We start from the raw sequence: 25457 nt of genomic DNA, 5'->3' as shown, positions 1-25457 counted from the left end.
GAATGATGTCTGCAAAGCTTTGGGCTCCTGCCCTGACTGCTTGCGCATTAGCCACAAGTTTAGCACTTGTGGGTTGTAGCAAAGATCCAAAAGATGCACAGCAAGCAGGTGCAGCTCAGCAAATGCCACCGACTGAGGTTGGCGTACTGGTGGCACAGCCACAAAGCGTGGAACAGTCTGTAGAACTGTCTGGACGTACCACAGCCTTTGAAATTTCAGAAGTTCGCCCACAAACCAGTGGTGTGGTTCTGAAACGTTTATTTACCGAAGGCAGCTACGTGCGTGAGGGTCAGGCGCTTTATGAAATTGACTCACGTACCAACCGTGCCAGTCTAGACAGTAGCCGTGCAGCACTCACCCGCCAGCAAGCGCAATTGAATGTGTTACGCATTAAAGAAGGTCGTTACCGTCAGTTGGTAGGCAGCAATGCAATCTCTAAACAAGAATATGATGACATTGTGGCACAGGTAAAACTTGCCGAAGCCGATGTTGCTGCGACTCAAGCAGAAGTACGCAATGCCGAAATTAACCTAGGCTATTCGACTGTACGTGCCCCAATTTCAGGGCAAACTAACCGCTCTACTGTGACTGCAGGTGCATTGGTTACTGCGAGTCAGGCGGAACCGTTGGTGACTATTCAACGCTTAGACCCAATTTATGTAGACATCAATCAGTCCAGCGCAGAGTTACTACGTTTACGTCAGCAATTGAGTCAAGGTAGTTTAAATAGCAGCAACAACACCAAAGTAAAATTAAAACTTGAAGATGGCAGCTACTACCCTGTTGAAGGTCGTTTGGCTTTTTCTGATGCCAGCGTGAACCCAGAAACAGGCACCGTGACTTTACGCGCCGTGTTCCCAAATTCAAATCATTTATTATTGCCGGGTATGTTTGCCACTGCGCAAATTGTGCAAGGTGTGATTCCTAACGCGATCTTGATTCCACAAGCTGCGATTAGCCGTACCCCAACAGGTCAGGCAATGGCAATGATTGTGAATGCCAAAGGTATTGTTGAGCCGCGTCCTGTAACCACAGTTGGTACGCAAGGCAGCAACTGGATTGTGACTGAAGGTTTGCAAACTGGCGATAAAGTGATTGTAGAAGGTATTGCCAAAGTAAAACCTGAACAGCAAGTGGTCGCTAAGCCGTATCAACCGCAAGGCGCTGCTCCTCAAGCTGCACCTGCTGCACCAGCAAAATCGGGGGATGCCAAACCAGCCTCAGAAGCCCAAGCAACTGAATCAAAAGCTACTTCAAATACATAAGGAGTAGACGTTAATGGCTCACTTTTTTATTCATCGCCCCATTTTTGCATGGGTGATTTCATTGGTAATCATGTTGGCGGGGATTATTACCCTCACCAATATGCCAATTGCCCAATATCCGACCATTGCACCGCCAACGGTCACCATTGCTGCAACCTATCCGGGTGCATCTGCTGAAACTGTGGAAAACACAGTAACGCAAATTATTGAACAACAAATGAACGGCTTGGATGGTCTGCGCTATATTTCATCCAACAGTGCGGGGAACGGTTCTGCATCCATTACGTTAAACTTTGAACAAGGTATCGACCCAGATATTGCACAGGTTCAAGTACAGAACAAATTGCAATCTGCTACGGCGCTCTTGCCTGATGATGTGCAACGTCAAGGCGTGAAAGTGACCAAATCAGGAGCGAGCTTCTTACAGGTTCTCGCTTTTTATTCACCTGATGAAAGCCTGTCTGCCGATGATATTAAAGACTATGTTAACTCTAACATTTCTGAACCGCTGAGCCGTGTTGCAGGTGTGGGTGAAGTACAAGTCTTTGGTGGCTCATACGCCATGCGTATTTGGATGGATCCTGCCAAAATGGCAAGCTTGCAAGTCACACCAAGTGATATTGCTCAAGCGATTCGTACCCAAAACGCACAGGTTGCGGTAGGTCAATTGGGCGGTGCGCCTGCAATTCAAGGTCAGGCTTTGAATGCTACGGTAACTGCACAAAGCTTGCTACAAACACCTGAACAATTCAGCAATATTTTCCTAAAAAATACCGCTTCGGGCGCTCAAGTGCGCTTGGGTGATGTCGCACGAATTGAACTTGGTGCAGACAACTATCAGTTTATTTCTAAATACAACGGCAAGCCTGCGGGCGGTGTCGCAATTAAATTATCTACAGGTGCTAACGCCCTAGATACTGCTGCTGCTGTGGAAGAACGCCTCAAGCAATTACGTCCTAACTACCCTGCGGGTTTAAAGGATGAGTTGGCTTTTGATACCACGCCATTTATTGAACTTTCGATTAAGAGTGTTGTTAAAACCTTAATTGAAGCGATCATTTTGGTCTTTATTGTGATGTTCCTGTTCTTACAGAACTGGCGCGCCACCATTATTCCAACCATGGCTGTGCCTGTGGTGGTTCTCGGTACTTTTGCCGTGATCAATATGTTTGGTTTCTCCATCAACACTCTCACCATGTTTGCCATGGTGCTCGCCATCGGTCTACTGGTTGATGATGCGATTGTTGTAGTAGAAAACGTAGAACGTGTCATGGTGGAAGAACATCTTGACCCTGTGGCTGCAACTGAAAAATCCATGAAACAGATTTCAGGTGCACTGGTCGGGATTACCTCAGTACTGTCTGCGGTGTTCATTCCAATGGCATTCTTTGGTGGAACAACAGGGGTTATTTATCGTCAATTCTCAATCACCCTTGTGACTGCCATGGTGCTGTCACTGGTTGTTGCTTTGACCTTTACCCCTGCCCTGTGTGCCACCATTCTGAAACAGCATGATCCAAACAAACCTGAAAGCAACGGCGTATTTGCCCGTTTCTTCCGTTGGTTTAACCGTAGCTTTGATAAGATTTCGGTCAAGTATCAAGGCGGTGTAGACCGTATGACCCACAGCAAAATTTTCTCAGGAATTTTATATGCAGTGGTGTTGGGTATTATTGTGTTGTTGTTCCAGAAACTTCCATCATCGTTCTTACCTGATGAAGATCAGGGTGTGGTGATGACACTGGTGCAACTCCCACCAAATGCGACTTTGGAACGTACTGATGCCACGATGACCAGCATGACTAACTTCTTCAGAGAAAATGAAAAAGAGCATGTGCAGTCGGTGTTTAGTGTTTCTGGCTTCTCGTTCTCGGGTGTTGGTCAGAACGCTGGTATGGCATTCATTAAGTTAAAAGACTGGAGTGAACGTACAAGTCCAGAATCACAAGTGGGTGCAATTATCCAGCGTGGTATGGCGCTGAACATGATTGTGAAAGATGCGACCTACATCATGCCATTACAGCTGCCAGCAATGCCTGAATTGGGTGTGAGTGCAGGCTTTAACTTACAGCTGAAAGATGCTGCAGGTAATGGTCACGAAAAACTCACCATGGCACGTAACATTGTCTTGGGTGAAGCAGCCAAAGACCCTCGCTTAATGGGCGTACGTCCAAATGGTCAGGAAGATACACCACAGTACCGTATTCTGATTGATCAGGCGCAAGCAGGTGCAGCAGGTGTCAGCATTGCTGAAATCAACAGCACGATGGGCATGGCTTGGGGTGGTTCGTACATCAATGACTTTATTGACCGTGGTCGTGTGAAAAAAGTTTATGTTCAAGCTGAATCAGACTCACGCATGATGCCTGAAGACCTAAACAAGTGGTATGTGCGCAATAACCGTGGTGAAATGGTACCGTTCTCTGCCTTTGCAACAGGTGAGTGGACTTATGGTTCGCCGCGCTTAGAACGCTATAACGGCGTATCTGCCAAGAACATTCAGGGTGCACCTGCTCCGGGCGTCAGCTCAGGTGAAGCAATGCAAGCCATGGAAGAAATTGTCGCTAAATTACCGTCTATGGGCTTAAATGGCTTTGACTATGAATGGACAGGCTTATCGCTAGAGGAACGTGAATCGGGCGACCAAGCACCGTTCTTGTATGCGTTGTCTTTACTGATTGTATTCCTGTGTTTGGCAGCTTTATATGAAAGCTGGTCTATTCCATTCTCAGTCCTCTTGGTTGTACCGTTAGGGATTGTCGGGGCATTATTGCTCACCTTCGGGGGCATGATCTTGTTCAAGAACCCGAACCTATCCAATAACATTTACTTCCAAGTGGCAATTATTGCTGTGATTGGTTTGTCTGCGAAAAACGCCATTTTGATTGTAGAATTTGCCAAAGAGCTACAAGAAAAAGGTGAAGACCTGTTTGAAGCCACTTTGCATGCTGCAAAAATGCGTTTACGTCCAATTATTATGACCACCCTTGCCTTCGGTTTTGGTGTATTGCCACTTGCTCTTTCATCTGGTGCAGGTGCAGGTAGCCAACACTCAGTCGGTTATGGGGTCTTGGGCGGTGTAATTAGCTCAACCTTGTTAGGGATCTTCTTTATTCCAGTGTTCTACGTTTGGATCAGAAGTATCTTTAAATACAAACCAAAACAACAAAATAATCAGGAGCATGTATCGTGATGCAAAACTTATGGTCGCATACAGGCCGTGGTATTGCGGTTTCTGCCCTCGCGCTTGCTTTGACAGCTTGTCAAAGTATGCGTGGGCCAGAGCCCGTCGCTCAGGCAAGTATTCCAAGCAGCTATACTGCTGCTGCATCGGGTACTTCAGTGGCTGAACAAGGTTATAAAGATTTCTTTGCCGATCAACGCTTATTACAAGTTTTGGATATGGCATTGAACAATAACCGTGATTTACGCACAGCGACGCTGAATATCCAACGTGCCCAACAAGCCTATCAAATTACCGAAAACAACCAGTTACCTACCATTGGTGCTAGCGGTGGCGTACTGCGTCAAGACCAAGGTACTGCTTTAGGCACACACACACGCTATAACGTTGGTTTAGGTATAACTGCCTACGAACTAGATTTTTGGGGTCGTGTACGCAGCTTAAAAGACAATGCATTAGATAACTTCTTGGCAACTCAAAGCTCGCGTGATGCCACACAAATTGCCTTGATTGGTCAGGTGGCGCAAGCATGGCTCAACTATTCTTTTGCCAATGCCAATTTAAAACTGGCAGACCAAACCTTAAAAACACAGCTTGAGTCTTATAACCTCAACAAAAAGCGTTTTGATGTCGGCATTGATAGTGAATTACCTGTCCGTCAGGCACAAATTTCAGTTGAAACTGCACGTAATGATGTCGCCAACTACAAAACCCAAGTCGCGCAAGCACAAAACTTGCTGAACTTGTTGGTGGGCGAACAAGTTCCAAGTGCGTTATTGCCAACGCAGCGTGTGACGCACATTACCAAAACTACCGCAATTGGCGCTGGCTTACCAAGTGACTTGCTGAATAACCGTCCTGATATTCGTACTGCAGAGTATCGACTATCGGCTGCGGGTGCCAATATTGGTGCAGCAAAAGCACGTTTATTCCCAAGCATTAGCCTCACGGGCAATGCAGGCTATGCATCAACTGACTTGAGTGATTTGTTTAAATCAGGCAGTTTTGTTTGGGCAGTGGGCCCGAGCATCGACTTGCCAATTTTTGATTGGGGCACACGCCAAGCCAACATCAAAATTTCAGAAACGGATCAACAAATTGCTTTGGCTGACTATGAAAAATCAATTCAGTCTGCATTCCGTGAAGTGAATGATGCTTTGGCAGTTCGTCAAAATATTGGTGATCGTTTAGCGGCACAAAAACGCTTGGTTGATGCGACCAATACCACTTATAAATTATCTAATGCACGCTTCCGCGCAGGCATTGACAACTATTTAACCGTGTTGGATGCACAGCGTACGTCTTATGCAGCAGAACAAGGTTTATTGTTGTTGGAACAAGCCAATTTGAACAATCAGGTGGAGTTGTATAAATCTTTGGGTGGCGGTGTGAAAGCCAATACTTCAGATGCCACATCACAACCTGCATCATCGGCAGAACGTAAAGCGCAATAAGTCTTTGCGTCTACCTTAAATTTGCTGCTTAACAGCTCAGATATAAAGACTAAATCAGCTCACTTCGGTGGGCTTTTTTATTGCTTTTTGCAAGCACATTTCATATCTTCAATACGTCTTGTTTTTAAATATTAGAATCTTATGTTGCTTAGTAATCTTGAATCTGTACCAGGTCATCGTATTTCACGGCAAATTGATGTGGTCTATGGCAGCACCGTACGCAGTAAGCATGTGGGGCGTGACTTCTTGGCAGGACTCAAAAATATTGTCGGTGGTGAATTAACGGCTTATACCGAATTACTAGAAGAATCACGCCAAGAAGCGATGGATCGTATGATTGCTAAAGCACGTGGTTTAGGTGCCAATGCTATTGTTGGGATTCGCTTTTCTACTTCAAATATCGCTCAAGGTGCTTCGGAATTGTTTGTTTATGGTACAGCAGTGGTGGTCGAGAAAGCAAAGATTATTGAACAGGAATAACATCACATGGATAATTTAATTCTGCAAATTGTTGTCTTTGCGATTTTATTTGCCGTAGGCTTTGGTTTTGGGCGACACAACGAACGCAAACATTTCAAATATTTAGCCGAGCAAGAACTGCATTTAAGTTATATTCAGATTGATAATAACCGCTTCCAGACCAGTCCCAATTTTGGGCAATTGATACACAGCAATGTGGTCATTTCTCATGATTATTTTAAGTTTGTGATTGCCAATATTCAGAACTTCTTTGGCGGGCGCTTGACCAGTTATGAAAGTATTGTCGAGCGGGCGCGTCGTGAAGCCATCGTCCGTTTAAAATTAGAAGCTGAAAAAATGGGCGCAAATCATATTATGGGGCTGCGTTTAAGCACCACAGAATTGGGGATGCAAGGCGGCATGGTCGAAGTCTTTGCTTATGGAACGGCGGTTCAAAATAGCGTTAGTCAATTCTCTGCAAAACGCTGAGTACATCTTTCAGCGTTTGTAAAGAATTTAGTATAAATACTGATCTCGATAAGGCTGAGGAATTTGATATTGCCGACCATCAAATTTTAAAGTGAAACGCTGTTGAGTAGACACTCGTTTAGTTTCTTTGCAATTTTCTAAATCGCCCGACATTTCATAATGTTGAATACGATCACGTAATTGCATATCAAAATATTGTCGAGTTGTATTTCGCAAGATCATTAAAATAGCTTTGCTTTCTATTACTTTGGCATTACAACGTGTATCGGTTTCTGCCTGATAGCGCGCTACGATTAAGCCGTTTAAAATTTTCTTGTTATGTTGTAAATCATATAAATCGAGTACTTGCGCCGAAAAAGGATTGGCACTTGAACGTCCTGCATAATTCCTTCTTAAACCAATTGCCCTTAAGCTTTCAGAAACTTGATACGGCGCCAAATCTAAATGGATAGAACGCAGTTCAATTGCATCTGAAGGCAAAAGCTCTTTCACGTGATAGATTGAATGAAGCTTTTGCGTTTTACTATTTACGGTTAAAAAAGTCAGCTGATAATCATCTACAGGTTGATCATCTTTTGTCTGAGTTTCAGCATAAGCAATTAAAGTTTGTTCAGTAACATTGGGGAAATCTGCACAAGCCAAAAAGTCCTCATTCACTGTGGTTGTATTTGTGTTGTCGTAAAATCTTTTCAATATATTCAGGTTGTTTACACAACGAATCATCGTTTGTTTGTAATTTGGCAAATGTCGTTTGAGTCATCCCTAAGAAAGCGAAAAGCCACGCGCTGATAAATAAAAAAATACCTTTCATCATTAAACGCATGGCTCATCCTTCTTTTTGTTTTTATTATTTTATTTTGAAGTCACTTTGATTAAAAATTACTTCACTTTGGTTTTACGAATCATTTTATATAAAGTACTTGGCGATAAACGCGACACCAACACGCCCAGTTTTTCTTTAGCGCCCCCGACCACGATATATTCATCGCCTGCCATGAGTGCTTTAACTGTATTTTTAGCAAAAACATCAGCATCTAAACCATTTTCAATGGCTTCATCTTGATGTCCTTGTGGTTTGCCTTCACCATTTAATGCATTAAAAGACACATTGGTATTCACAAATCCTGGGAAAACAACTGAAACCTGTACGCCCTGCTCTGCTACTTCTGCACGCAAACTATTCGCCCACATGTGAATGGCACTTTTCGCTGCAGAATATGACGCGCGATATTGCGTACCCAATAATGCTGCAACACTAGATACAAAAATAATGCGACCATGTTTTTGCTGTAAAAAGGTCGGCAAGACGGTTTTAGTCAGAAAGACCTGAGAAAAATAATCCACTTCCATAATGGTGCGTTCAGTCAGCATGGTCGTATCAGCAATTAAAGCGCGCTGACTTAAACCTGCGTTATTAATTAGCCAGTCAATGCGTCCTTTACGTGCCAACACTTGCTCATACGCATGTAACACCTGACTTTCATTGGTGATGTCTGCACATACAGAAAGATGACGTTCAGGATTCAGCAAACTCACGCGTACTTTTTCAAGTTCTTCATAACGACGTGCGGTTAAAATCACTTGTGCACCTTGTAAAGCACACTCTTTTGCCAATGCCTTACCAATGCCAGAAGATGCACCTGTAATCCACACCACTTTATGTTCCAAGTTTTCCCGTTTTGCCATAACCGTTTGTCCGCGTTATTTAAAAATTTAAGTCATCAAAATTTAAGTCTTAGGTTTTGCAGGATGCTGCAAAAACCCAAGAAAATGGTTTAAATACATCTCTGCACTTTCCAAATCGAATTGCGCACCCATTTTTTCTAGGCGTTTATACCCCAGTTGCGTAGTCAAATGAATCACACCGTTTAAAGTTTTATCGACCACCAAATTAAATTTCAGCATTTTTTTCGGATCACGAATTAAATAACCCACGCCCTGATCAATAATTTGAGTAAACCCTTTAAATGCAGGCGCAATACATGCACTGTTGCCCTGCCGAATTTGCTCAATACAACCCAACGTTTCTTTCATAACAATACTATCGACAGGATAAGTCACAAAACCTTGCCCTTCCTGCTGATACATCATGCTTGCCAGATAATTCACCATAGGCGTTAAGCGTTCATTGCCAAAAAACGACACCGACCATGCCATATATTTTTGCATGGTTTGTATGACTTGCTGAATAATTTTTTCAGATTCACCATCCAGTGAATGACTAGAACGTGACAATTCACCAAAAAGTTGCTCAATAATTTCACAAGAAATATCGGTCAGTACCGCCCCCAAAGCTTTAGATAAACTTTCCGATTCACCTGCATTGAGTTGTTGATGAATGTGTTGAAATCTTTGATATGTTTCTGGTTTTAATTTTAAAGATACAGCATAAGTCATAACTGAACTTGCCTATTTTGACCGTATTGATGTGTTTTCATCTATTTTAAAATCCATTGCTTAAACCCAGTTTAAAACAGTGTTACAGGCAACGGAGAACTTGAAGTTTTTATCATACTTGTCGCCCATCATACGATGAGTTTGCCCAACTGCCAATTGCGATAAGTTTGGCTGAGTTGAATCTCGCTTAGCGGGCAATTTTTTTGCTACAATAGTTACAATTTTTTATTCACTTTTAACCTGTTCTTACTATGACTGATTCAGCGCAAAATATTGCTACAACCTACGATCCTACCGAGATCGAGAAAAAATGGTACAAGACTTGGGAAGAAAACGGCTACTTTAAGCCGTCTGAAAAAGGCGAATCATTCTGTATCATGATTCCGCCGCCAAACGTCACAGGTAGCTTGCACATGGGTCATGGTTTTAACAACGCCATTATGGATGCCCTCACGCGCTTTAACCGTATGTCGGGTAAAAATACTTTATGGCAACCGGGTACAGACCACGCGGGTATTGCCACACAAATGGTAGTAGAGCGTCAATTGGGCGCGCAAAATATCAGCCGCCATGACTTAGGTCGTGAAAAATTCATCGAAAAAGTCTGGGAATGGAAAGAACAATCTGGCGGTAACATTACCCGTCAAATCCGCCGTTTAGGTTCTTCGGTAGATTGGTCACGTGAACGCTTCACTATGGACGAAGGCTTATCGAATGCGGTGAAAGAAGTTTTCGTGAAATTACACGAAGAAGGTTTAATTTACCGCGGCAAACGCCTTGTAAACTGGGATCCAAAATTACAAACTGCCCTTTCTGACTTAGAAGTTGAGTCGGATAAAGAAGAACAAGGTTCATTGTGGCACTTCAAATATTTCTTTGAAGATAAATCACTACGCACTCACGATGGTAAAGATCACATTGTAGTGGCAACCACTCGTCCTGAAACATTGCTGGGTGATACTGCGGTTGCGGTTGCCCTTGATGATGAGCGTTACTCGCACCTTGTTGGTCAAAACATCATCCTCCCAATTACAGGTCGTGCCGTTCCAATCGTAAAAGATGAGTATGTCGATAAAGAATTCGGTACAGGTTGTGTAAAAATTACCCCTGCACACGACTTCAATGACTATGAAGTGGGTAAACGCTGCGAATTGCCAATCATCAATATCTTCAACAAAAATGCTGAAGTATTGGCTGAGTTTGAATATATTGCGAAAGCAGGCGAACAAATTTCTAAAACCATTCCTGCACCTGCAGACTACATTGGTTTAGAGCGTTTTGAAGCACGTAAAAAATTAGTTGAACAAGCGGAAAGCGAAGGTTGGTTAGATCAAATCCAACCGTACACCTTGAAACCACCTCGCGGTGACCGTTCGGGCGTAATTGTTGAGCCATTATTGACTGACCAATGGTATGTGAAAATTGCACCGTTAGCGCAACCTGCAATTGAAGCGGTGCAAGATGGTCGCATCAAGTTCGTGCCTGAGCAATACAGCAATATGTATATGGCGTGGATGAACAACATTCAAGACTGGTGTATCTCGCGTCAATTGTGGTGGGGTCACCGTATTCCTGCTTGGTACGATGCTGAAGGCAATGTTTATGTAGGTCGTAACGAAGAAGAAGTTCGTACGAAAAATAATATCCCTGCCGATGTTCAATTAAACCAAGACGAAGACGTACTGGATACATGGTTCTCCTCTGCACTTTGGACATTCTCGACCTTAGGTTGGACGGGTGATGCCAAGAAAGATGCAGAAAACTACTTCTTAAATACCTTCCACTCCACTGATGTATTGGTGACAGGTTTTGACATCATCTTCTTCTGGGTGGCGCGTATGATCATGATGACCATGCACTTCATGAAGAATGAAGATGGCACGCCACAAGTACCGTTCAAAACAGTTTACGTTCACGGTTTGGTACGTGACAGCGAAGGTCAAAAAATGTCGAAGTCTAAGGGCAACGTGCTTGACCCATTAGACTTGATTGATGGTGTTGATCTTGAAACTTTAGTACAGAAACGTACGACGGGTTTGATGAACCCGAAACAAGCAGCGAAAATTGAAAAATCGACCCGCAAAGAATTCCCTGAAGGGATTCAGGCTTATGGTACAGATGCTGTTCGTTTTACCTTCTGTGCATTGGCAAACACAGGTCGTGACATCAAGTTTGATATGAAACGTGTGGAAGGTTACCGTAACTTTGCCAACAAAATTTGGAATGCTACCCGTTTTGTATTGATGAATGTTGAAGGTCAAACGGTTGGTCAAGAGGCACGTCAAGACCTTTGGGAATTGCCTGAACAGTGGATTGTGAGCCGTTTACAAAAGGCAGAGCAAGCTGTTCATCAAGCGTTTGCAACTTACCGTTTAGACTTGGCTGCGCAAGCGATTTATGACTTTATTTGGAATGAATACTGCGACTGGTATGTAGAGCTGACCAAACCTGTTCTGAATGATGAGTCTGTTTCTGAAGAACGCAAAGCCGAAGTACGTCGTGTATTACTTGCAGTGATGGAAGCTTCTTTACGTCTTGCTCATCCAATCATGCCTTACTTGACTGAAGAAATTTGGCAAACACTTGCGCCAATGATTGGCTTGGGTGGCGAAACCATTATGTTGGCAAACTACCCTGTTGCAGATGAGGCCAAAATTAACGAACAAGCCGAAGCAGATATGCAATGGCTACAAGGTTTGATTGGTGCGGTGCGTAACATTCGTGGTGAGATGGGTCTAGGTAATGCACGCTTATTACCTGTGCTTTTACAGAACACGACTGAAGCAGAAAAAGCACAAATTTCTCGTATTGAGCCGTTGTTTAAAGCATTGGCGAAAGTTGAGAGTATTACCTTCTTGGCAGATGGTGAACAACCGCCATTGTCTTCATCTTCTGTCGTGGGTCACGTATCTGTTTACGTTCCAATGAAGGGCTTAATTGACCCGAAAGCAGAATTGGGTCGTTTGCAAAAAGACTTAGACAAGGTTCAAAAGCAGCATGACCAAATTGCAACTAAACTTGCGAATGAAGGTTTTGTGGCTAAAGCCCCTGCTGCTGTGGTTGAAGGTGAGAAAGTAAAACTTGCTGAGTTTGCGGATCAGTTAGCGAAAATTAAAGCGAATATGGAGCAGATTGCAGCGCTTTAATGTGTTGTTAGTTTGATTCAAAAAATCCCCTCGAATGAGGGGATTTTTTTATCCAAACATATCATCTTGCTCAAAATTAGGTAATTTTTTTAGTTCTAATTCAAACCATTGCATAAATTCATTTGTAAATTTTAATCCACTCACTTTACCTTGATATTTTTCAACAATAAAAAACTTTTCATCCATCAAAGGAACATAAATAGATTCTTCTTTAGCAATAATTTTATTTTCAATTAAATACTTATTTAATTCCCGCGTATTTTTAAATTGATTAATATTAGATTCCAACAAATACTCAACAACTTCTTGAGCAGCATAACCATTATTTTTTCGATATATGTACTCTATTTCAGGAACTGTTATTTTATTTTTTTCAATAAAATTGTTAATTTCATCTAGATAAACTTTAACAGGTTTATTTTGTTCTAATGAACGTAAAATATTAGAATAACTTCCTTTACTTTTTCCATCCCAAATAACTAAGCTATATTCGCTATCATTGGTCATTGCTTTATCTTTTTCTTTTTGTTTCTCTCTTTCACGACTGCTTTCAACTTCGACATCAATAATTTTCACTTTAAAATCAGAAGAGTTCAAATTTCTAGGCTGATTATAGATACTATAAACAGTTACATATTGATATTTATGCTTAGAAAAATATTTTTGGATTTGTTCATCTATACCGCTAGCATCACCAACTAAGATTTCCAAATTATTCTGCATCATCTTATCTAGACTCTGCAAGACACAGTCAGGTAATGTCTTGATTGCAATAGACCCTGATATAAATACTTTTTTCATCGATTAACTCTAGTCTTAGTTAAAGTAACAACATACACATTAGAAACCTGCCCCTGTTCATACAAAACATGAGTAATTTCCTTAAGTGTACTACCAGAACGATAAAGATCATCTACTAATAAAACTTGGCAGAGTAAAACTTGAAGTGCGACATAAACCACCTAATTAATTTAAAGGGTTTATGGAGTATATAAAATTGTCATACCATCATCTTAACTTTGAAGATCGTACTGCATTAATGCTTGAGTCAAGAAAAGAAGGCTTTTCACCCAGAAAATTTGCTGAACTTATTAAAAGACATCCTAGTACGATCTATCGTGAACTTAAAAGAAATAGCATCAATGACGTTTATCAAGCTCAATATGCTTCTGATAACACCTTCGCTAGACGTAGACGTGGTCATAGAAAACTCAAAATCGATTCAATCCTCTGGAAATTTATTGTTGAAGCGATCCGTTGTTTATGGTCTCCTCAGCAAATAGCAAAGCGTTTAAAGAGATTTCCTGATTTGGATCAAACAATGAATGTAAGCCATACAACGATTTATTCAACTATACGAGCATTACCAAAGGGTGAGCTGAAAAAAGACTTACTATCCTGTCTGCGTCATGAAAATAAAAAGCGAAAAGCTAACGGTGAACCTAAAAAAGATTCTATATTACAGGATATTAAAACTATTCATGAGCGCCCAGCCGAAGTTCAAGAAAGAAAAATACCGGGTCATTGGGAAGCCGATTTAATTAAAGGTAAAGACAATAAAAGTTCGATAGCAACACTTATTGAACGAAATACACGGCTCTGTATCTTGGCAACATTACCTGATGCAAAGGCAGAATCAGTGCGCAAGGCTTTAACTGAAGCTCTGAAATATTTACCCGCAGAACTGCGTAAAACATTGACCTATGACCGTGGACGTGAGATGTCAGAACATAAAATTCTCGAAGAAGATTTAGGCATAGATGTATATTTCTGTGACCCACATTCGCCATGGCAGAAAGGCACATGCGAAAATATGAATGGTTTAATTAGGCAGTATTTACCTAAAGGGATTGATTTAAACCAGGCAGATCAGCATTATTTAAATCAAGTTGCCATGTCACTGAATACTCGCCCTAGAAAAGCGTTAGATTGGCTTACACCATTAGAGAAATTTGCTCAGCTTGTTGATTATCATAAGGCTTTTGAAACTGTCGCACCTCATGTTTGAATTCGCCCTTTTTTACCTTTATATAAGGCAGGATTTCTCAATGAAAATACCCCTGATAAGGCCCTTTGTCTTTCTTGTGGATCATGCATGGCTTTTAGTTGTGGTGTACTCCGATTCTTTAATAAAAAATTAAAATCTATTTTCTTATTAATGCCTTGAGCTAATAGAGATGCTATTTCATAAACAGGTTGAATATCTCTTTGATTAGATGGTGGCACAGGTATAATGACATCTAAATATGGTGTTACCATACGTGTTTTCATAAATGTCACTAATCTATTACCTAAGTAATTCAGTTGTTCTGTAGAATGATGGTACTTTAACTGGTTTAAGGCATAGCCAATATCTGTATAAGTATTATCAAAACCACCATTAGCATTTTTCACACTAGATATAGTATGTAAATCAAGTGCCCATCCTGCTTTCCAATTACCATCTAACTTATATTCCATTTTTATTCCCCCACAACAACTTTCAATTATTATACTTTTTATGGAAAATTACTATTTACTTCACAAGCAAACCTTTTATATAAAATCATACTTTAGTCTAGAATCTCAATTTGTATCACAAGATCATCAATCTGCTTAATATTCTATTAGTTTCAAGATCACAACCATGCTCAGACCCAAAGCCTCTAAAAACTTAGTCCGTTCAGTATCATATTCTAGAGCATCATCCATTCCATGCTGACTGCCATCTAACTCAATCACTAAGCCAATTTCATAACAGTAAAAATCCACAATATAAGGTTTAATCACATGCTGACGACGAAATTTAAGATTCATAAAACGCTTGGCACGAAGTAGTTGCCACAGCAAATTTTCTGCATCTCTAGTAGCATGACGCATAGGTTTGGCAAATTGTAATAGTTGTGAATTCATCTTCTGATTCATTATTTTTTTTAATTGTAGTTTTTAGACAAAAATTTATTTTTCTAAACCACTCAAGTAATTGCAGTTCTTTACTCAAAACCACTATTTCACCCACTCAATTTAATCATAGTATCAAGCATCAAAATAACAAAATAGACAATCTATGGATTGGTTCACCATCTTCATTCACGACACCACATGGACATTTGTTGCAGAATTAATGATTCGTGCTGCACTCATGTTTGGCATGATTATTCTATTTTTACGCCTCACAGGAAAACGCGGAGTACGCCAGCTTTCTATTTTTGAATTGGCCATTATTTTATCGCTCGGTTCTATTGCGGGCGACCCTATGTTCACTGAAGATTTACCCTTGGTACATGCCTTGGTGGTGATGACAGTGGTGATTGGGATGTATCGCCTGACCACATGGCTCATGATGAAATACCAACCCTTTGAAGATTTGATTGAAGGTAAATCGCTATATATTGTAGAAGATGGTGAATTGGTCTTAGAAAAAATTAAGTACGGTAAAATGTCGCATGATGAATTCTTTGCCGAAATGCGCCAACAAGGCGTGGAGCATTTAGGGCAAGTACGTGTTGGCTTACTAGAAAGTGATGGAAAATTCAGCATGTTGTTTTTTCATGGCGATGCCACACGCTATGGTTTACCCTTATTTCCTAAAGCTTGCCAACTCGCGTACCGCATAGTTCCACACACTTATTATGCCTGCATGTATTGCGGGCATGTCCGTTTACTTAAACATGCCAATGAAGTCTGCCCGCGTTGTAATCACCAACAATGGACACAGGCAATCAATACCCCATACCGCAGCTAGAATATGCTGATTTTACCTGCAACACATCTCTATGCGACTTAAACTGTCGCAGGATTGTCATAATTTAAAGTTATACTGCCTGCGCTGCCGAAGTGAAGCACTGAAAGCGCAAATAATAATTTTTGAAAATCACAAAAACGAGATCGGTATCTACTTCAATGTGGATACCTTTTATACTCCAGCGACTCTTTAAAGGTCGCTTTTATTTTTTCCACTCAATGAATTTTTTAAAGTGGTTTAAGCCTGTCATTCTGTCTTGATGATCTATCTTCTTATTCGAGCGTGGATGAGTGAGCGCTTTTCGCAAGCTTTGCCCATTTCCAGATCGTGACAAGGCATAAAATCGCAACAACACAAATCAACAGCAAGTAATTCGCATAGCCTAAAGCATCGCCCAACATTCCACTCAGGGTATAGAGTACCCCGCTCACAGTCGCCATAATCGCAACCTGAAATGTAAAGTCGGTCCCTGCGTATTGTTTACGGCTGTACTGCATAATCAAGGTCAGCATCACCACAAGTAACATGGCAGAGCACAAATCTTCTGCAGCATTAATGCTATAAATCAGCCAGTGTGCAACATCAACTTGCTGTTCATACAATTCAGCCAAATAAGCATAGGCCACTAAACTCAAAATTTTAAGCACAGAAAAAATGATGAGGGCATGCGCTCTAGACCACCATTTCAGCATCAACCCTGCGATGCCTGCACCCAACAAAGCGGCCATTGCTCCCAACATGGTCACATAAATGCCAATTTGAGAAAAGCTTAAGCCTAAATCTACCATTAAAGGTTTTAATAAAGGGCCAGCCAAACCATCGGCAATTTTAAAGCTGAGTAACACCCATAGCCATGCGTACAGTACAGGCGTTTCCACAAAATAGCGCAGATATTCACGAATCGCAGCAAGACGTGCGTGAAATGACATTTTACTTTGAGCTTGAACAAGCACTTGTTTAGCAGCATGTTGTGGCTCTTTAAACATTAAAATTGGCAAGGTATTTAAAAACACCAATCCCGCTAAAATTAAGAAAGTTTTTTGCCAATCTAGCCAATCCAATGCCCACAGAATTGCACCACCACCCACAATAAAGCCCAGTCGTGAACCAACCACCTGAAAGGTATTACCCCAATGTTGCTGTTTGGCTTGTAAAATATTGACCGCCAAACCATCGGTGGCAATATCTTGGGTTGCACCGACCAAGTTCATACCGAGCAAAGCCACAAAAAACACCCACAAATATATAGGATGATTTAAGGACTCAATCGGTAAAAAGGACAGCCCAATCAGCACCAAAACACTCAGCCACTGGCACGGCAAAATCCAGCTACGATAATGCCCAAAATATGAATGTCCAAAGCGATCCACCAAAGGTGCCCAAAACACTTTGATTGACCATGGCAGCATTAACAAACCGAAACCGCCAATATGTGCCAAAGACACACCTTGCGCACGTAAAATCACAGGCAAGGCATGGGTCATAAAACCAACAGGCAAGCCCTGCGCCCAATACAGAGAAAATAACAACAAATAAGTTTGGCGCAAATTGGGCATAGCATCTCAATTTAGATATGGGCAAAAGATCAAAAAAACACAGTACTACACTAAAATTTTGAATAATGGATTGTTATTTTTCATCACTTTCACATTCAGATTTCGACTATTTTGCCAATGAATCAGACAAAGCGAAAGTCTAATATCTTGAATAGATTTAGATTCATGCGTCATGATATTGGGTATTTATTGTTGTTAATCACGCACGTCAGGATGACATCGCATTCATGAAAATCACCAATCCTTTTGCACGCAGTGCACGGCAATTTCCACAGTTACCCGACCAAGTTCCACAACGTGGAACAGCCAGCAGTCGTGCTTTATTTAAAAATATTTTTTTGGCGCAAGGCTGGCAAATGGTGGGCGAATTTCCCAACTTGCCCAAAGCAGTTGCTATTATCTCACCGCATACGTCAAATATTGATGCGTGGCATGGTTTTACCGCCCTACTCGGTTTAGGTATTCAAATTACTATTTTTGGTAAGCATACTTTATTTGAAACCCCACTCAAGCCACTTTTAAACTGGATTGGGGTAATTCCTGTGGTGCGCCATTCTCCTCAAGGACATACCCAAGATATTATTGAGATTGTACGAAAAAAAGAAAAAATCTGGATTGGTATGGCGCCCGAAGGCACACGTAAACAAGCCGAAAATATCCGCAGTGGCTTTTACCATATTGCCTACGGCGCCAATATCCCAATTGTGATGTTCTCTTTTGATTATGCACACAAAACCATTCATATTTTGGGCGTGTTTCATCCTACGGGCGATTATGCTCAAGATTTAGATGCAATTTATACGCAATATCACGGCAAGTTTTCGGCTAAAAATCCACATTGGTTGGCAAAACCGTTACAAAAGCTTTTGAAAAAGGGCTAGTCAAAGTTTCTATTTTTTGTTCAGATGGGCGCAATATTCTTTGATCTAAATTTAGATTTGATATGCAACTGATTCGTTATTCTTTAGTGGGCGTACTAGCTCTAACTTTGGCTGGCTGCGACAAAACAACAAAAACACCGCCAAGCACCACACCTATCCAAGCACGTGAACCTGTAATTGCACTGGCGCTGGGTGGCGGTGGTGCTAAAGGTTTTGCACATATTGGCGTCATTAAAGTTTTAGAGTCTCACGGGATTAAACCAAAAATTGTCACAGGCACCAGTGCAGGCAGCTTTGTCGGCAGTTTATACGCCAGTGGTAAAAGTCCTTATCAGCTCCAACATATTGCCCTAACCTTTAAAGAATCCGACATTCGTGATTTAACCTTAAACCGTCAGGGTTTTATTGCAGGTCAAAAGTTACAAGACTTTGTCAATCAACACGTAGCCAATAAACCGATTGAAAAATTTCCAATTCGTTTTGCTGCCGTTGCCACACGTTTAGATAATGGGCGTAAAGCCGACTTTATTAAAGGCAATGCTGGTCAAGCCGTACGTGCCTCTTGCAGTATTCCGAATGTTTTTGTACCTGCCACCATTGGCGGAACACAATATGTGGATGGCGGCTTGGTCAGCCCAATTCCCGTACAGACGGCTAAAGCGATGGGTGCCGACTTAGTCATTGCAGTGGATATTTCTGCACGTCCGACAGGCAATCAACCTGTCAGCATGTGGGGCTTACTCGATCAAACCCTCAATATTATGGGGCAGCAAAGCATCAATCAGGAATTGGCGCAGGCCAATATCGTGATTCAACCTAAAGTTGGACATATTGGTACTCTAGATTTAAAAGCCAGTAACCAAACCATTTTAGAAGGTGAAAAAGCCGCACAATTACAGGTCAAAGCAATTCTGCAAGCCATCAATAACTTTAAAAAATCACCTGCCGCGCTGAAACCTGCACCGCGTCCGAAATTTTAGGATTCAGTGATTTTTTTAATATTCATAAACTTATTGATCTGTTAAAGTGATGAGAGCGCATCTTTTTAAGTCGATGCGTTTCTCTAAGCAATTAGAATTAACCAATCGTAAAAAATACGCGAGTAGATGTATGGAATTCGTTCTTGAACCTTGGCACTGGTTTGTACTAGGCGTTCTGTTAATGCTTTCAGAGCTGGTCTTGCCTGCGTTTGCCGCTTTATGGTTTGGCATTGGGGCAGTCATGGTCGGTATTTTATACTGGATGTTCCCCATGATGGGTACCACTACCCAATTGGTGATGTGGATTATCTTGTCGGTACTGTGTACCTTGGCGTGGTTTAAATTTATCAAACCCTTATCTACCGATAAAACCAAAGCAGGCTTGTCACGCGAAGCCACTATTGGACAAATTGGCATGGTCATTCAAACCAACTTAGAACATGATCAAATTAAAGTCCGTTTCCCGATGCCCGTACTTGGTTCAGACGAATGGAACTGCCGCACCGCAAGCCCTGTGCAAGTGGGAGATCGTATTCGCGTGATTGATATTTTGGGTAATGATTTGGTGGTGCAGCCGCATCACAGCGCACATGACAACGAAAAAGTGAGAAATTAAAATGTCTGGTGGATCTATTATTGTTTTAGCGATTTTAGCCTTTGTTGGAATTACCATTTTTAAAGGCGTGCGAATTGTTCCGCAAGGTTATAAGTGGATTGTGCAACGTCTGGGTAAATACCACACCACACTTGCACCGGGACTTAACTTCGTCATTCCTTATGTCGATGAAGTGGCCTATAAAGTCACCACCAAAGATATTGTATTAGATATTCCATCTCAGGAAGTCATTACCCGTGACAACGCAGTTCTGCTCATGAATGCGGTAGCGTACATTAATCTCACGACTCCTGAAAAAGCAGTGTATGGCATTGAAAACTATACTTGGGCGATTCAAAACCTTGTTCAAACCTCATTGCGTTCTATTGTGGGTGAAATGGATTTGGATGATGCCTTGTCTTCGCGCGATCACATCAAAGCCAAACTCAAAGCAGCCATTTCTGATGATATTTCAGACTGGGGAATTACCCTTAAAACTGTAGAAATTCAGGATATTAAACCATCGCATACCATGCAGGCAGCTATGGAAGAACAAGCTGCAGCAGAACGTCAGCGTCGTGCTACCGTAACCAAAGCCGATGGTGAAAAACAAGCGGCTATTTTAGAAGCCGATGGTCGTTTGGAAGCTTCACGTCGTGATGCAGAAGCGCAAGTTGTATTGGCAGAATCTTCTCAACGTGCCATTGAAATGGTCAGCTCTGCGGTAGGTGATAAAGAAATTCCTGTGGCGTACTTATTGGGTGAGCAATATGTAAAAGCCATGCAAGATATGGCGAAATCCAACAATGCCAAAACTGTGGTCTTACCTGCAGATGTCCTGAATACCATTCGTGGTGTTATGGGTCGCAATAATCCATAAGCAAATCAGATAAACATCAAGATGATAGGCAGCTTTCAAGCTGCCTATTTTATGCCCATTCAGAAAAAAATCTGAAATATTTTTTAATGTATGGTTAAATTTCGCGTTTCTTGATGAAATCTGCACCGCAGATGAGATCTCTGCACTCACCAAATTGAGTGACTCACATCTAGCAGCGGTCTGTATTTTAATCGACTGTCCAAAACCCAAATGGATACTGTATGAGCGCACTCAACCCCACCATTATTACTTTCCTGTTTTATATTGTCGCCATGATTGTCATTGGTTTATTGGCTTATCGCGCGACTCGAAATTTCTCGGACTACATTTTAGGTGGTCGTCGTCTTGGCAGTTTTGTCACCGCACTTTCTGCAGGCGCATCCGATATGAGTGGTTGGTTGCTGATGGGCTTGCCCGGTGCCATTTATCTTTCAGGTTTGTCTGAAATGTGGATTGCCGTTGGTCTGATTATTGGCGCATGGCTAAACTGGCTTTTGGTGGCAGGTCGTTTACGAGTACACACCGAAGTACAGCACAATGCACTGACTTTGCCTGATTATTTTTCTAACCGTTTTAATGATCAAAGAAAAATTTTAAGGATTGTATCTGCCTGCGTAATTCTAATTTTCTTTGCGATTTATTGTGCTTCGGGCATGGTTGCAGGTGCGCGTTTATTTGAAAGTATGTTTGATCTGCCTTATAGCACTGCATTGTGGATTAGTGCTATTGCCACCATCAGCTATGTGTTTATTGGTGGTTTCTTGGCAGTCAGCTGGACGGACACCATTCAGGCTGGCTTGATGATTTTTGCGCTCTTGCTGACCCCTATCATTACCCTACTCAGCTTTTCTGACCTAAGCCAAGTCACACTTGCTTTAGAAGCGGCTCGTCCGCAGGCGCTGAATTTAGTCAGTGATTTAAGCTGGGTCGCGATCATTTCCCTCATGGCATGGGGCTTAGGCTATTTTGGACAGCCGCATATTTTAGTGCGTTTTATGGCGGTTGATTCAGTCAAGTCTATTCCGAATGCACGTCGTATTGGCATGACATGGATGACACTATGTTTAGGCGGTGCGGTGGCTGCGGGCTTTTTTGGTATTGCCTACTTCCAGCAACATCCTGAACTGGCAGGTGTGGTCAATGCCAACCCTGAAACAGTATTTATGGAACTGACCAAAATCCTGTTTAATCCGTGGGTGGCAGGTGTGGTATTGGCTGCAATTTTAGCTGCCGTGATGAGTACCCTAAGCTGTCAACTTTTGGTCTGCTCAAGTACTTTAACTGAAGATTTTTACAAATCATTCTTACGCAAAAATGCCTCACAAAATGAATTGGTGTGGGTCGGACGCGGCATGGTACTCATGATTGCGCTGCTTGCTATTTGGATGGCGGGTAATCCTGAATCCAAAGTCTTGGGATTGGTTTCTTATGCTTGGGCAGGCTTCGGTGCAGCATTTGGTCCACTAATCATTTTGTCTTTGTTCTGGAAACGCATGACTTTAAATGGTGCATTGGCGGGGATGGTTGTCGGCGCACTTATGGTCATTCTTTGGAAAAACCTTTGGGCAGATACAGGTATTTATGAAATTATTCCGGGCTTTGTGTGTTCTTGGATTGCGATTGTCGTAGTGAGTTTATTGGGTAAAGCGCCAAGTCATGAAGTGACAGACCGTTTTGAACAGGCCGATCAGCAATATAAAGAATCGCACTAAGCTGTAGATTGATCTGCATAGAGATAAAAAAGCAATTAAAAAAAACCAGTGCCTTGAATTGCACTGGTTTTTTATGTCTAAAATTAGTTTTGGTGCACTCAATTCAAGTCAATGAATCGGTGGTTTTTTCTTTCTCTGCTGCGGCTTTTTTTCTTGCCTTACTAAACCGTTTGGCAGGCCAAACCATCATAAAACGTGCACCACCCAAGTTCGGACTCTGATCGACTTCAATTTTTCCACCAAACCAATAAGCAATGCGGCTTACAATAGACAAACCTAAACCATAACCACCTGAAGCACGGGTGCGGCTGTCATCTAAACGAGCAAAGGCTTCAAATACACGTTCTCGGTCTTGTTCGGGAATCCCCGGCCCATCATCTTCCACACAAACATAGGCCATGCCTTGTTCGTTAATACCGCCACTGATCAAGACTTTATGGTCACAGTAACGGACTGCATTGCCCACCAAGTTCTGTACCACACGGTGCAAGTAACGGCGTTCAGCTTCCACTTCCAAAGTCACAGGTGGTGCAAGCAACTGAATATCTTTTTGGGTTTTCAATGCTTCTGTTTCCGTAGCCACCTGCTCTAGCACTTCAACCAAAACGATCTTTTCAATTTCTAAAGATGGCATGCCCTGTTCAAGTTTGGCATAGGTCATGATCTCATCAATCAAGGTGTTTAAAGCCTCAATATCTTTATCAATCATTTCGACTTGCTGTAAGCGATATTCGTAATCATCTTCTTCTGCCAGCATTTCCATACCAAAACGAATACGTGCCACAGGCGTGCGCAGCTCATGCGATACAGCGCGCATCAGTTCACGCTGCGCTTCAATCAAACGCTGAATATGGTCAGACATGCTGTTATAGCTAGATGCCAAACTTGCCATTTCATCTGTGCCATCTACAGGCAAACGCATGTTTAAATCACCCGATTTGGTGCGGTTTAAGGCATAGTTCACTTGGCGGATCTTACGTTGCATAGGCAAGATCAAACCATAAACCCCCAAGCTCAACATAAACATACTGAGCAAGGTAATGCCTGCTGCCAACTGGAATGGCATCCAGTTAAATAACGGCACAGGCCCTAAAACCAAGACTTCTGAGGGTGAATTTGGCATCGGTGACACAATCGAGATGGTTGTACCACGCACGGTGGCATTGTCACGATATAAAATAATGCTGTGATCGAGTCTTAAACGCCCAATCTGTTCAGAATCGAGTGGCAGTTCCTGAATATTTTTAATATTGACCGGATAAGAAAAGTGCTGCTGAATTTTGGCTAGATATTCTTTTTCCTGACCCGGGTAATACACCAAATAATCTAAAACAAAAATCGGCAAAGCTTTCATTTGCCGTTCTGTAATTTTATCTGCCTTGATATATAAATAATGATTTGGATCATCTTTCATACCCAAAATAATATAGGCAATCATATTTTCGGCATTATAGCGCACAGCCGCTTTACGTTCTTTAATCCGTCTAAGCTCTGCGCGCGACAAATCTACTTTGTCTGCCTGCACATAGTAGATGGGCAATTCCAGCAAATCGGATGCATCAGAAATCCAGTCTTTCTTTTGCTGTTCGTTTTGCTGTCGTGCAATCCCTTCACTAATAATATAAGCCATACCATCAGTTAAAGACTCACGATATTCTTGCGCACGTTGATAGTTGATGATTTGCACCAATAAGTACGCCAAAATGGCAACTACTGCAACTAAGATCACCAATCCTGCATATATGCGCAAGAATATACTGTGTTTAAGCACAAAATCCGTCCTATGTGACTTATTTTATATGTGAGCCAGTATTTGACTCAGAAAAAAGCGTATTACATGCCGTTGGTTTCTTTAACGAACAAATAACCTTTACTGCGCACAGTTTTAATACGTTTTGGATTTTCAGGATCATCGCCAATTTTTGGACGAATACGTGAAATACGCACGTCAATTGAACGGTCTTGACCATCATATTCAATGCCGCGTAGACGCTCAAAAATATCTTCACGAGATAAAATACGCCCTGCATTTGAAGCCAATAACCATAACAAGTCATATTCTGCGCTGGTGAAATCAACCAATTCACCATTTAAAGTTACAGAACGACCACCGTTATCAATCACTAAATCATCAAATTCAATGCGCTGTGCCACTTCATCTTCAGTCACTTTGTCGGTACGGCGCAATAAAGCACGAATACGCGCCAACAACACACGCGGCTGCACAGGTTTTGCAACATAGTCATCTGCACCCATTTCCAGACCTAGCACCTGATCCATATCTTCAGTACGCGCAGTCAGCATTAAAATTGGTTGATGATAATGTGGACGAACTTCACGACAAATGGTTAAACCATCGGCACCTGGTAACATCACATCGAGCACCACAAGATCAGGTTGCTCGGCAATAATACGGCGAATCGCACGGTTGCCATCTGGTTCTACCCCAACTTCCAAACCATTGCGAATTAAGTATTCCTGCGTAAGTCGTGCAAGGCGTTCATCATCTTCAACAATTAAAATTTTTGGTAACTTTTCTTCTTGACTCATAACCTGTCCCTTTATTGGATTCGACCTATCCTTTTAAAATCTGAGAGATAGGTCTTGATATAATTTGCAATATACACACGTTTACATTGTAAACAAGATACTGTTCACCAAACTGATACATCTGCGTATTATTTTGTTATATTTTTATTAAGCATTGAATTTATAGCACTTTTCTAGTTTTGGTG

Annotated in this window: 22 protein-coding genes and 1 pseudogene; 13 read left to right on the top strand and 10 right to left on the bottom strand. The window is 41.8% G+C overall.

The features are described 5' to 3' along the window. Nucleotides 1-2 precede the first annotated feature (2 nt). From J4G44_RS05630 to J4G44_RS05610, 5 genes are all read left to right on the top strand, one after another. Nucleotides 3-1265, top strand: coding sequence for an efflux RND transporter periplasmic adaptor subunit (locus J4G44_RS05630; RefSeq protein WP_004972282.1), 1263 nt, complete (start codon nucleotides 3-5; stop codon nucleotides 1263-1265). Nucleotides 1266-1278: 13 nt separating this feature from the next. Further along, nucleotides 1279-4458, top strand: coding sequence for an efflux RND transporter permease subunit (locus tag J4G44_RS05625; protein ID WP_207973925.1), 3180 nt, complete (start codon nucleotides 1279-1281; stop codon nucleotides 4456-4458). Continuing rightward, complete coding sequence (gene adeK / locus J4G44_RS05620) at nucleotides 4458-5903, top strand: multidrug efflux RND transporter AdeIJK outer membrane channel subunit AdeK (protein WP_207973951.1); 1446 nt, start codon at nucleotides 4458-4460, stop codon at nucleotides 5901-5903. Before J4G44_RS05625 ends, adeK begins: the two co-directional genes overlap by 1 nt. A gap of 141 nt (nucleotides 5904-6044) precedes the next feature. After that, the gene (locus tag J4G44_RS05615; RefSeq protein ID WP_179989228.1) at nucleotides 6045-6383 is read left to right on the top strand and encodes a YbjQ family protein; all 339 of its coding nucleotides are present in this window, start codon (nucleotides 6045-6047) and stop codon (nucleotides 6381-6383) included. Between the two features lie 6 nt (nucleotides 6384-6389). Beyond that, nucleotides 6390-6851 (top strand): YbjQ family protein, encoded by a 462-nt coding sequence (locus J4G44_RS05610; RefSeq protein WP_179989227.1) that lies wholly within the window; start codon nucleotides 6390-6392, stop codon nucleotides 6849-6851. A 27-nt stretch (nucleotides 6852-6878) separates the two neighbouring features. Here J4G44_RS05610 and J4G44_RS05605 read toward each other — a convergent pair whose 3' ends face one another. From J4G44_RS05605 to J4G44_RS05590, 4 genes are read right to left on the bottom strand one after another with little or no spacing between them, the layout of a single operon-like run. Further along, nucleotides 6879-7493, bottom strand: coding sequence for a PA3715 family protein (locus tag J4G44_RS05605; protein ID WP_154320985.1), 615 nt, complete (start codon nucleotides 7491-7493; stop codon nucleotides 6879-6881). Between the two features lie 7 nt (nucleotides 7494-7500). Then, entirely contained in the window at nucleotides 7501-7674 is a 174-nt protein-coding gene (locus tag J4G44_RS05600; RefSeq protein WP_207973924.1) for a hypothetical protein, read from the bottom strand. Between the two features lie 56 nt (nucleotides 7675-7730). After that, nucleotides 7731-8537, bottom strand: a complete 807-nt coding sequence (locus J4G44_RS05595) for an SDR family NAD(P)-dependent oxidoreductase (RefSeq protein ID WP_179988541.1) — start codon at nucleotides 8535-8537, stop codon at nucleotides 7731-7733. Nucleotides 8538-8579: 42 nt separating this feature from the next. Continuing rightward, a complete protein-coding gene (locus J4G44_RS05590) occupies nucleotides 8580-9248 on the bottom strand; it encodes a hypothetical protein (RefSeq protein WP_207973923.1) in 669 nt (222 codons plus the stop codon). A gap of 251 nt (nucleotides 9249-9499) precedes the next feature. Between J4G44_RS05590 and J4G44_RS05585 the strand changes: the two genes are divergently transcribed. Continuing rightward, a complete protein-coding gene (locus J4G44_RS05585) occupies nucleotides 9500-12394 on the top strand; it encodes a valine--tRNA ligase (RefSeq protein ID WP_154320986.1) in 2895 nt (964 codons plus the stop codon). Between the two features lie 48 nt (nucleotides 12395-12442). On the opposite strand, the gene J4G44_RS05580 is transcribed toward J4G44_RS05585, so the two are convergent. Beyond that, complete coding sequence (locus J4G44_RS05580; protein ID WP_179990198.1) at nucleotides 12443-13195, bottom strand: hypothetical protein; 753 nt, start codon at nucleotides 13193-13195, stop codon at nucleotides 12443-12445. Between the two features lie 181 nt (nucleotides 13196-13376). Here J4G44_RS05580 and J4G44_RS05575 point away from each other — a divergent pair, with 181 nt between their 5' ends. Beyond that, nucleotides 13377-14402 (top strand): IS30-like element ISAba125 family transposase, encoded by a 1026-nt coding sequence (locus J4G44_RS05575; protein WP_005103961.1) that lies wholly within the window; start codon nucleotides 13377-13379, stop codon nucleotides 14400-14402. Here J4G44_RS05575 and J4G44_RS05570 read toward each other — a convergent pair. Continuing rightward, nucleotides 14393-14854, bottom strand: a complete 462-nt coding sequence (locus J4G44_RS05570) for a hypothetical protein (protein ID WP_207973922.1) — start codon at nucleotides 14852-14854, stop codon at nucleotides 14393-14395. The genes J4G44_RS05575 and J4G44_RS05570 overlap by 10 nt on opposite strands. 162 nt (nucleotides 14855-15016) lie before the next feature. Then, nucleotides 15017-15298: pseudogene (locus J4G44_RS05565) on the bottom strand (endonuclease domain-containing protein); the annotation flags it as partial. A 142-nt stretch (nucleotides 15299-15440) separates the two neighbouring features. On the opposite strand from J4G44_RS05565, the gene J4G44_RS05560 reads away from it, so the two are divergent. Then, the gene (locus tag J4G44_RS05560) at nucleotides 15441-16118 is read left to right on the top strand and encodes a YetF domain-containing protein (protein WP_178866190.1); all 678 of its coding nucleotides are present in this window, start codon (nucleotides 15441-15443) and stop codon (nucleotides 16116-16118) included. A gap of 272 nt (nucleotides 16119-16390) precedes the next feature. On the opposite strand, the gene J4G44_RS05555 is transcribed toward J4G44_RS05560, so the two are convergent. Beyond that, nucleotides 16391-17674, bottom strand: coding sequence for an MFS transporter (locus J4G44_RS05555; RefSeq protein ID WP_179991154.1), 1284 nt, complete (start codon nucleotides 17672-17674; stop codon nucleotides 16391-16393). 227 nt (nucleotides 17675-17901) lie between these two features. Here J4G44_RS05555 and J4G44_RS05550 point away from each other — a divergent pair, with 227 nt between their 5' ends. The 5 genes from J4G44_RS05550 to putP all read left to right on the top strand — a co-directional run bounded on the left by J4G44_RS05550 (nucleotide 17902) and on the right by putP (nucleotide 22722). Further along, nucleotides 17902-18555, top strand: coding sequence for a 1-acyl-sn-glycerol-3-phosphate acyltransferase (locus J4G44_RS05550; protein ID WP_004972299.1), 654 nt, complete (start codon nucleotides 17902-17904; stop codon nucleotides 18553-18555). A 62-nt stretch (nucleotides 18556-18617) separates the two neighbouring features. After that, nucleotides 18618-19535, top strand: a complete 918-nt coding sequence (locus J4G44_RS05545) for a patatin-like phospholipase family protein (protein WP_096902052.1) — start codon at nucleotides 18618-18620, stop codon at nucleotides 19533-19535. 130 nt (nucleotides 19536-19665) lie between these two features. Then, a complete protein-coding gene (locus J4G44_RS05540; RefSeq protein WP_131260698.1) occupies nucleotides 19666-20151 on the top strand; it encodes an NfeD family protein in 486 nt (161 codons plus the stop codon). A gap of 1 nt (nucleotide 20152) precedes the next feature. Next, on the top strand, nucleotides 20153-21010 hold the full coding sequence (locus J4G44_RS05535; RefSeq protein WP_004972306.1) for an SPFH domain-containing protein: 858 nt from the start codon (nucleotides 20153-20155) through the stop codon (nucleotides 21008-21010). 221 nt (nucleotides 21011-21231) lie between these two features. After that, nucleotides 21232-22722, top strand: coding sequence for a sodium/proline symporter PutP (gene putP / locus J4G44_RS05530; RefSeq protein WP_178319242.1), 1491 nt, complete (start codon nucleotides 21232-21234; stop codon nucleotides 22720-22722). Between the two features lie 103 nt (nucleotides 22723-22825). Here putP and bfmS read toward each other — a convergent pair whose 3' ends face one another. Continuing rightward, on the bottom strand, nucleotides 22826-24493 hold the full coding sequence (gene bfmS / locus J4G44_RS05525) for a sensor histidine kinase BfmS (protein ID WP_131260700.1): 1668 nt from the start codon (nucleotides 24491-24493) through the stop codon (nucleotides 22826-22828). A 62-nt stretch (nucleotides 24494-24555) separates the two neighbouring features. Next, on the bottom strand, nucleotides 24556-25272 hold the full coding sequence (gene bfmR, locus J4G44_RS05520; RefSeq protein WP_096902057.1) for a response regulator transcription factor BfmR: 717 nt from the start codon (nucleotides 25270-25272) through the stop codon (nucleotides 24556-24558). Nucleotides 25273-25457: the final 185 nt, after the last annotated feature.

The organism is Acinetobacter towneri, from assembly GCF_017498585.1.
Taxonomy (GTDB): Bacteria; Pseudomonadota; Gammaproteobacteria; order Pseudomonadales; family Moraxellaceae; genus Acinetobacter; species Acinetobacter towneri.
The sequence above is the reverse complement of the archived record's forward strand: the minus strand, read 5'-3'. Positions and strand labels throughout refer to the sequence as shown.

Excerpts from the sequence above, each read along its gene's own strand:
- J4G44_RS05630 (WP_004972282.1), top strand. The coding sequence starts at position 3 with ATGATGTCTGCAAAGCTTTGGGCTCCTGCCCTGACTGCTTGCGCATTA.
- J4G44_RS05625 (WP_207973925.1), top strand. The coding sequence starts at position 1,279 with ATGGCTCACTTTTTTATTCATCGCCCCATTTTTGCATGGGTGATTTCA.
- adeK (WP_207973951.1), top strand. The coding sequence starts at position 4,458 with ATGCAAAACTTATGGTCGCATACAGGCCGTGGTATTGCGGTTTCTGCC.
- J4G44_RS05615 (WP_179989228.1), top strand. The coding sequence starts at position 6,045 with ATGTTGCTTAGTAATCTTGAATCTGTACCAGGTCATCGTATTTCACGG.
- J4G44_RS05610 (WP_179989227.1), top strand. The coding sequence starts at position 6,390 with ATGGATAATTTAATTCTGCAAATTGTTGTCTTTGCGATTTTATTTGCC.
- J4G44_RS05600 (WP_207973924.1), bottom strand. The coding sequence starts at position 7,674 with ATGCGTTTAATGATGAAAGGTATTTTTTTATTTATCAGCGCGTGGCTT.
- J4G44_RS05595 (WP_179988541.1), bottom strand. The coding sequence starts at position 8,537 with ATGGCAAAACGGGAAAACTTGGAACATAAAGTGGTGTGGATTACAGGT.
- J4G44_RS05590 (WP_207973923.1), bottom strand. The coding sequence starts at position 9,248 with ATGACTTATGCTGTATCTTTAAAATTAAAACCAGAAACATATCAAAGA.
- J4G44_RS05585 (WP_154320986.1), top strand. The coding sequence starts at position 9,500 with ATGACTGATTCAGCGCAAAATATTGCTACAACCTACGATCCTACCGAG.
- J4G44_RS05580 (WP_179990198.1), bottom strand. The coding sequence starts at position 13,195 with ATGAAAAAAGTATTTATATCAGGGTCTATTGCAATCAAGACATTACCT.
- J4G44_RS05575 (WP_005103961.1), top strand. The coding sequence starts at position 13,377 with ATGGAGTATATAAAATTGTCATACCATCATCTTAACTTTGAAGATCGT.
- J4G44_RS05570 (WP_207973922.1), bottom strand. The coding sequence starts at position 14,854 with ATGGAATATAAGTTAGATGGTAATTGGAAAGCAGGATGGGCACTTGAT.
- J4G44_RS05560 (WP_178866190.1), top strand. The coding sequence starts at position 15,441 with ATGGATTGGTTCACCATCTTCATTCACGACACCACATGGACATTTGTT.
- J4G44_RS05555 (WP_179991154.1), bottom strand. The coding sequence starts at position 17,674 with ATGCCCAATTTGCGCCAAACTTATTTGTTGTTATTTTCTCTGTATTGG.
- J4G44_RS05550 (WP_004972299.1), top strand. The coding sequence starts at position 17,902 with ATGAAAATCACCAATCCTTTTGCACGCAGTGCACGGCAATTTCCACAG.
- J4G44_RS05545 (WP_096902052.1), top strand. The coding sequence starts at position 18,618 with ATGCAACTGATTCGTTATTCTTTAGTGGGCGTACTAGCTCTAACTTTG.
- J4G44_RS05540 (WP_131260698.1), top strand. The coding sequence starts at position 19,666 with ATGGAATTCGTTCTTGAACCTTGGCACTGGTTTGTACTAGGCGTTCTG.
- J4G44_RS05535 (WP_004972306.1), top strand. The coding sequence starts at position 20,153 with ATGTCTGGTGGATCTATTATTGTTTTAGCGATTTTAGCCTTTGTTGGA.
- putP (WP_178319242.1), top strand. The coding sequence starts at position 21,232 with ATGAGCGCACTCAACCCCACCATTATTACTTTCCTGTTTTATATTGTC.
- bfmR (WP_096902057.1), bottom strand. The coding sequence starts at position 25,272 with ATGAGTCAAGAAGAAAAGTTACCAAAAATTTTAATTGTTGAAGATGAT.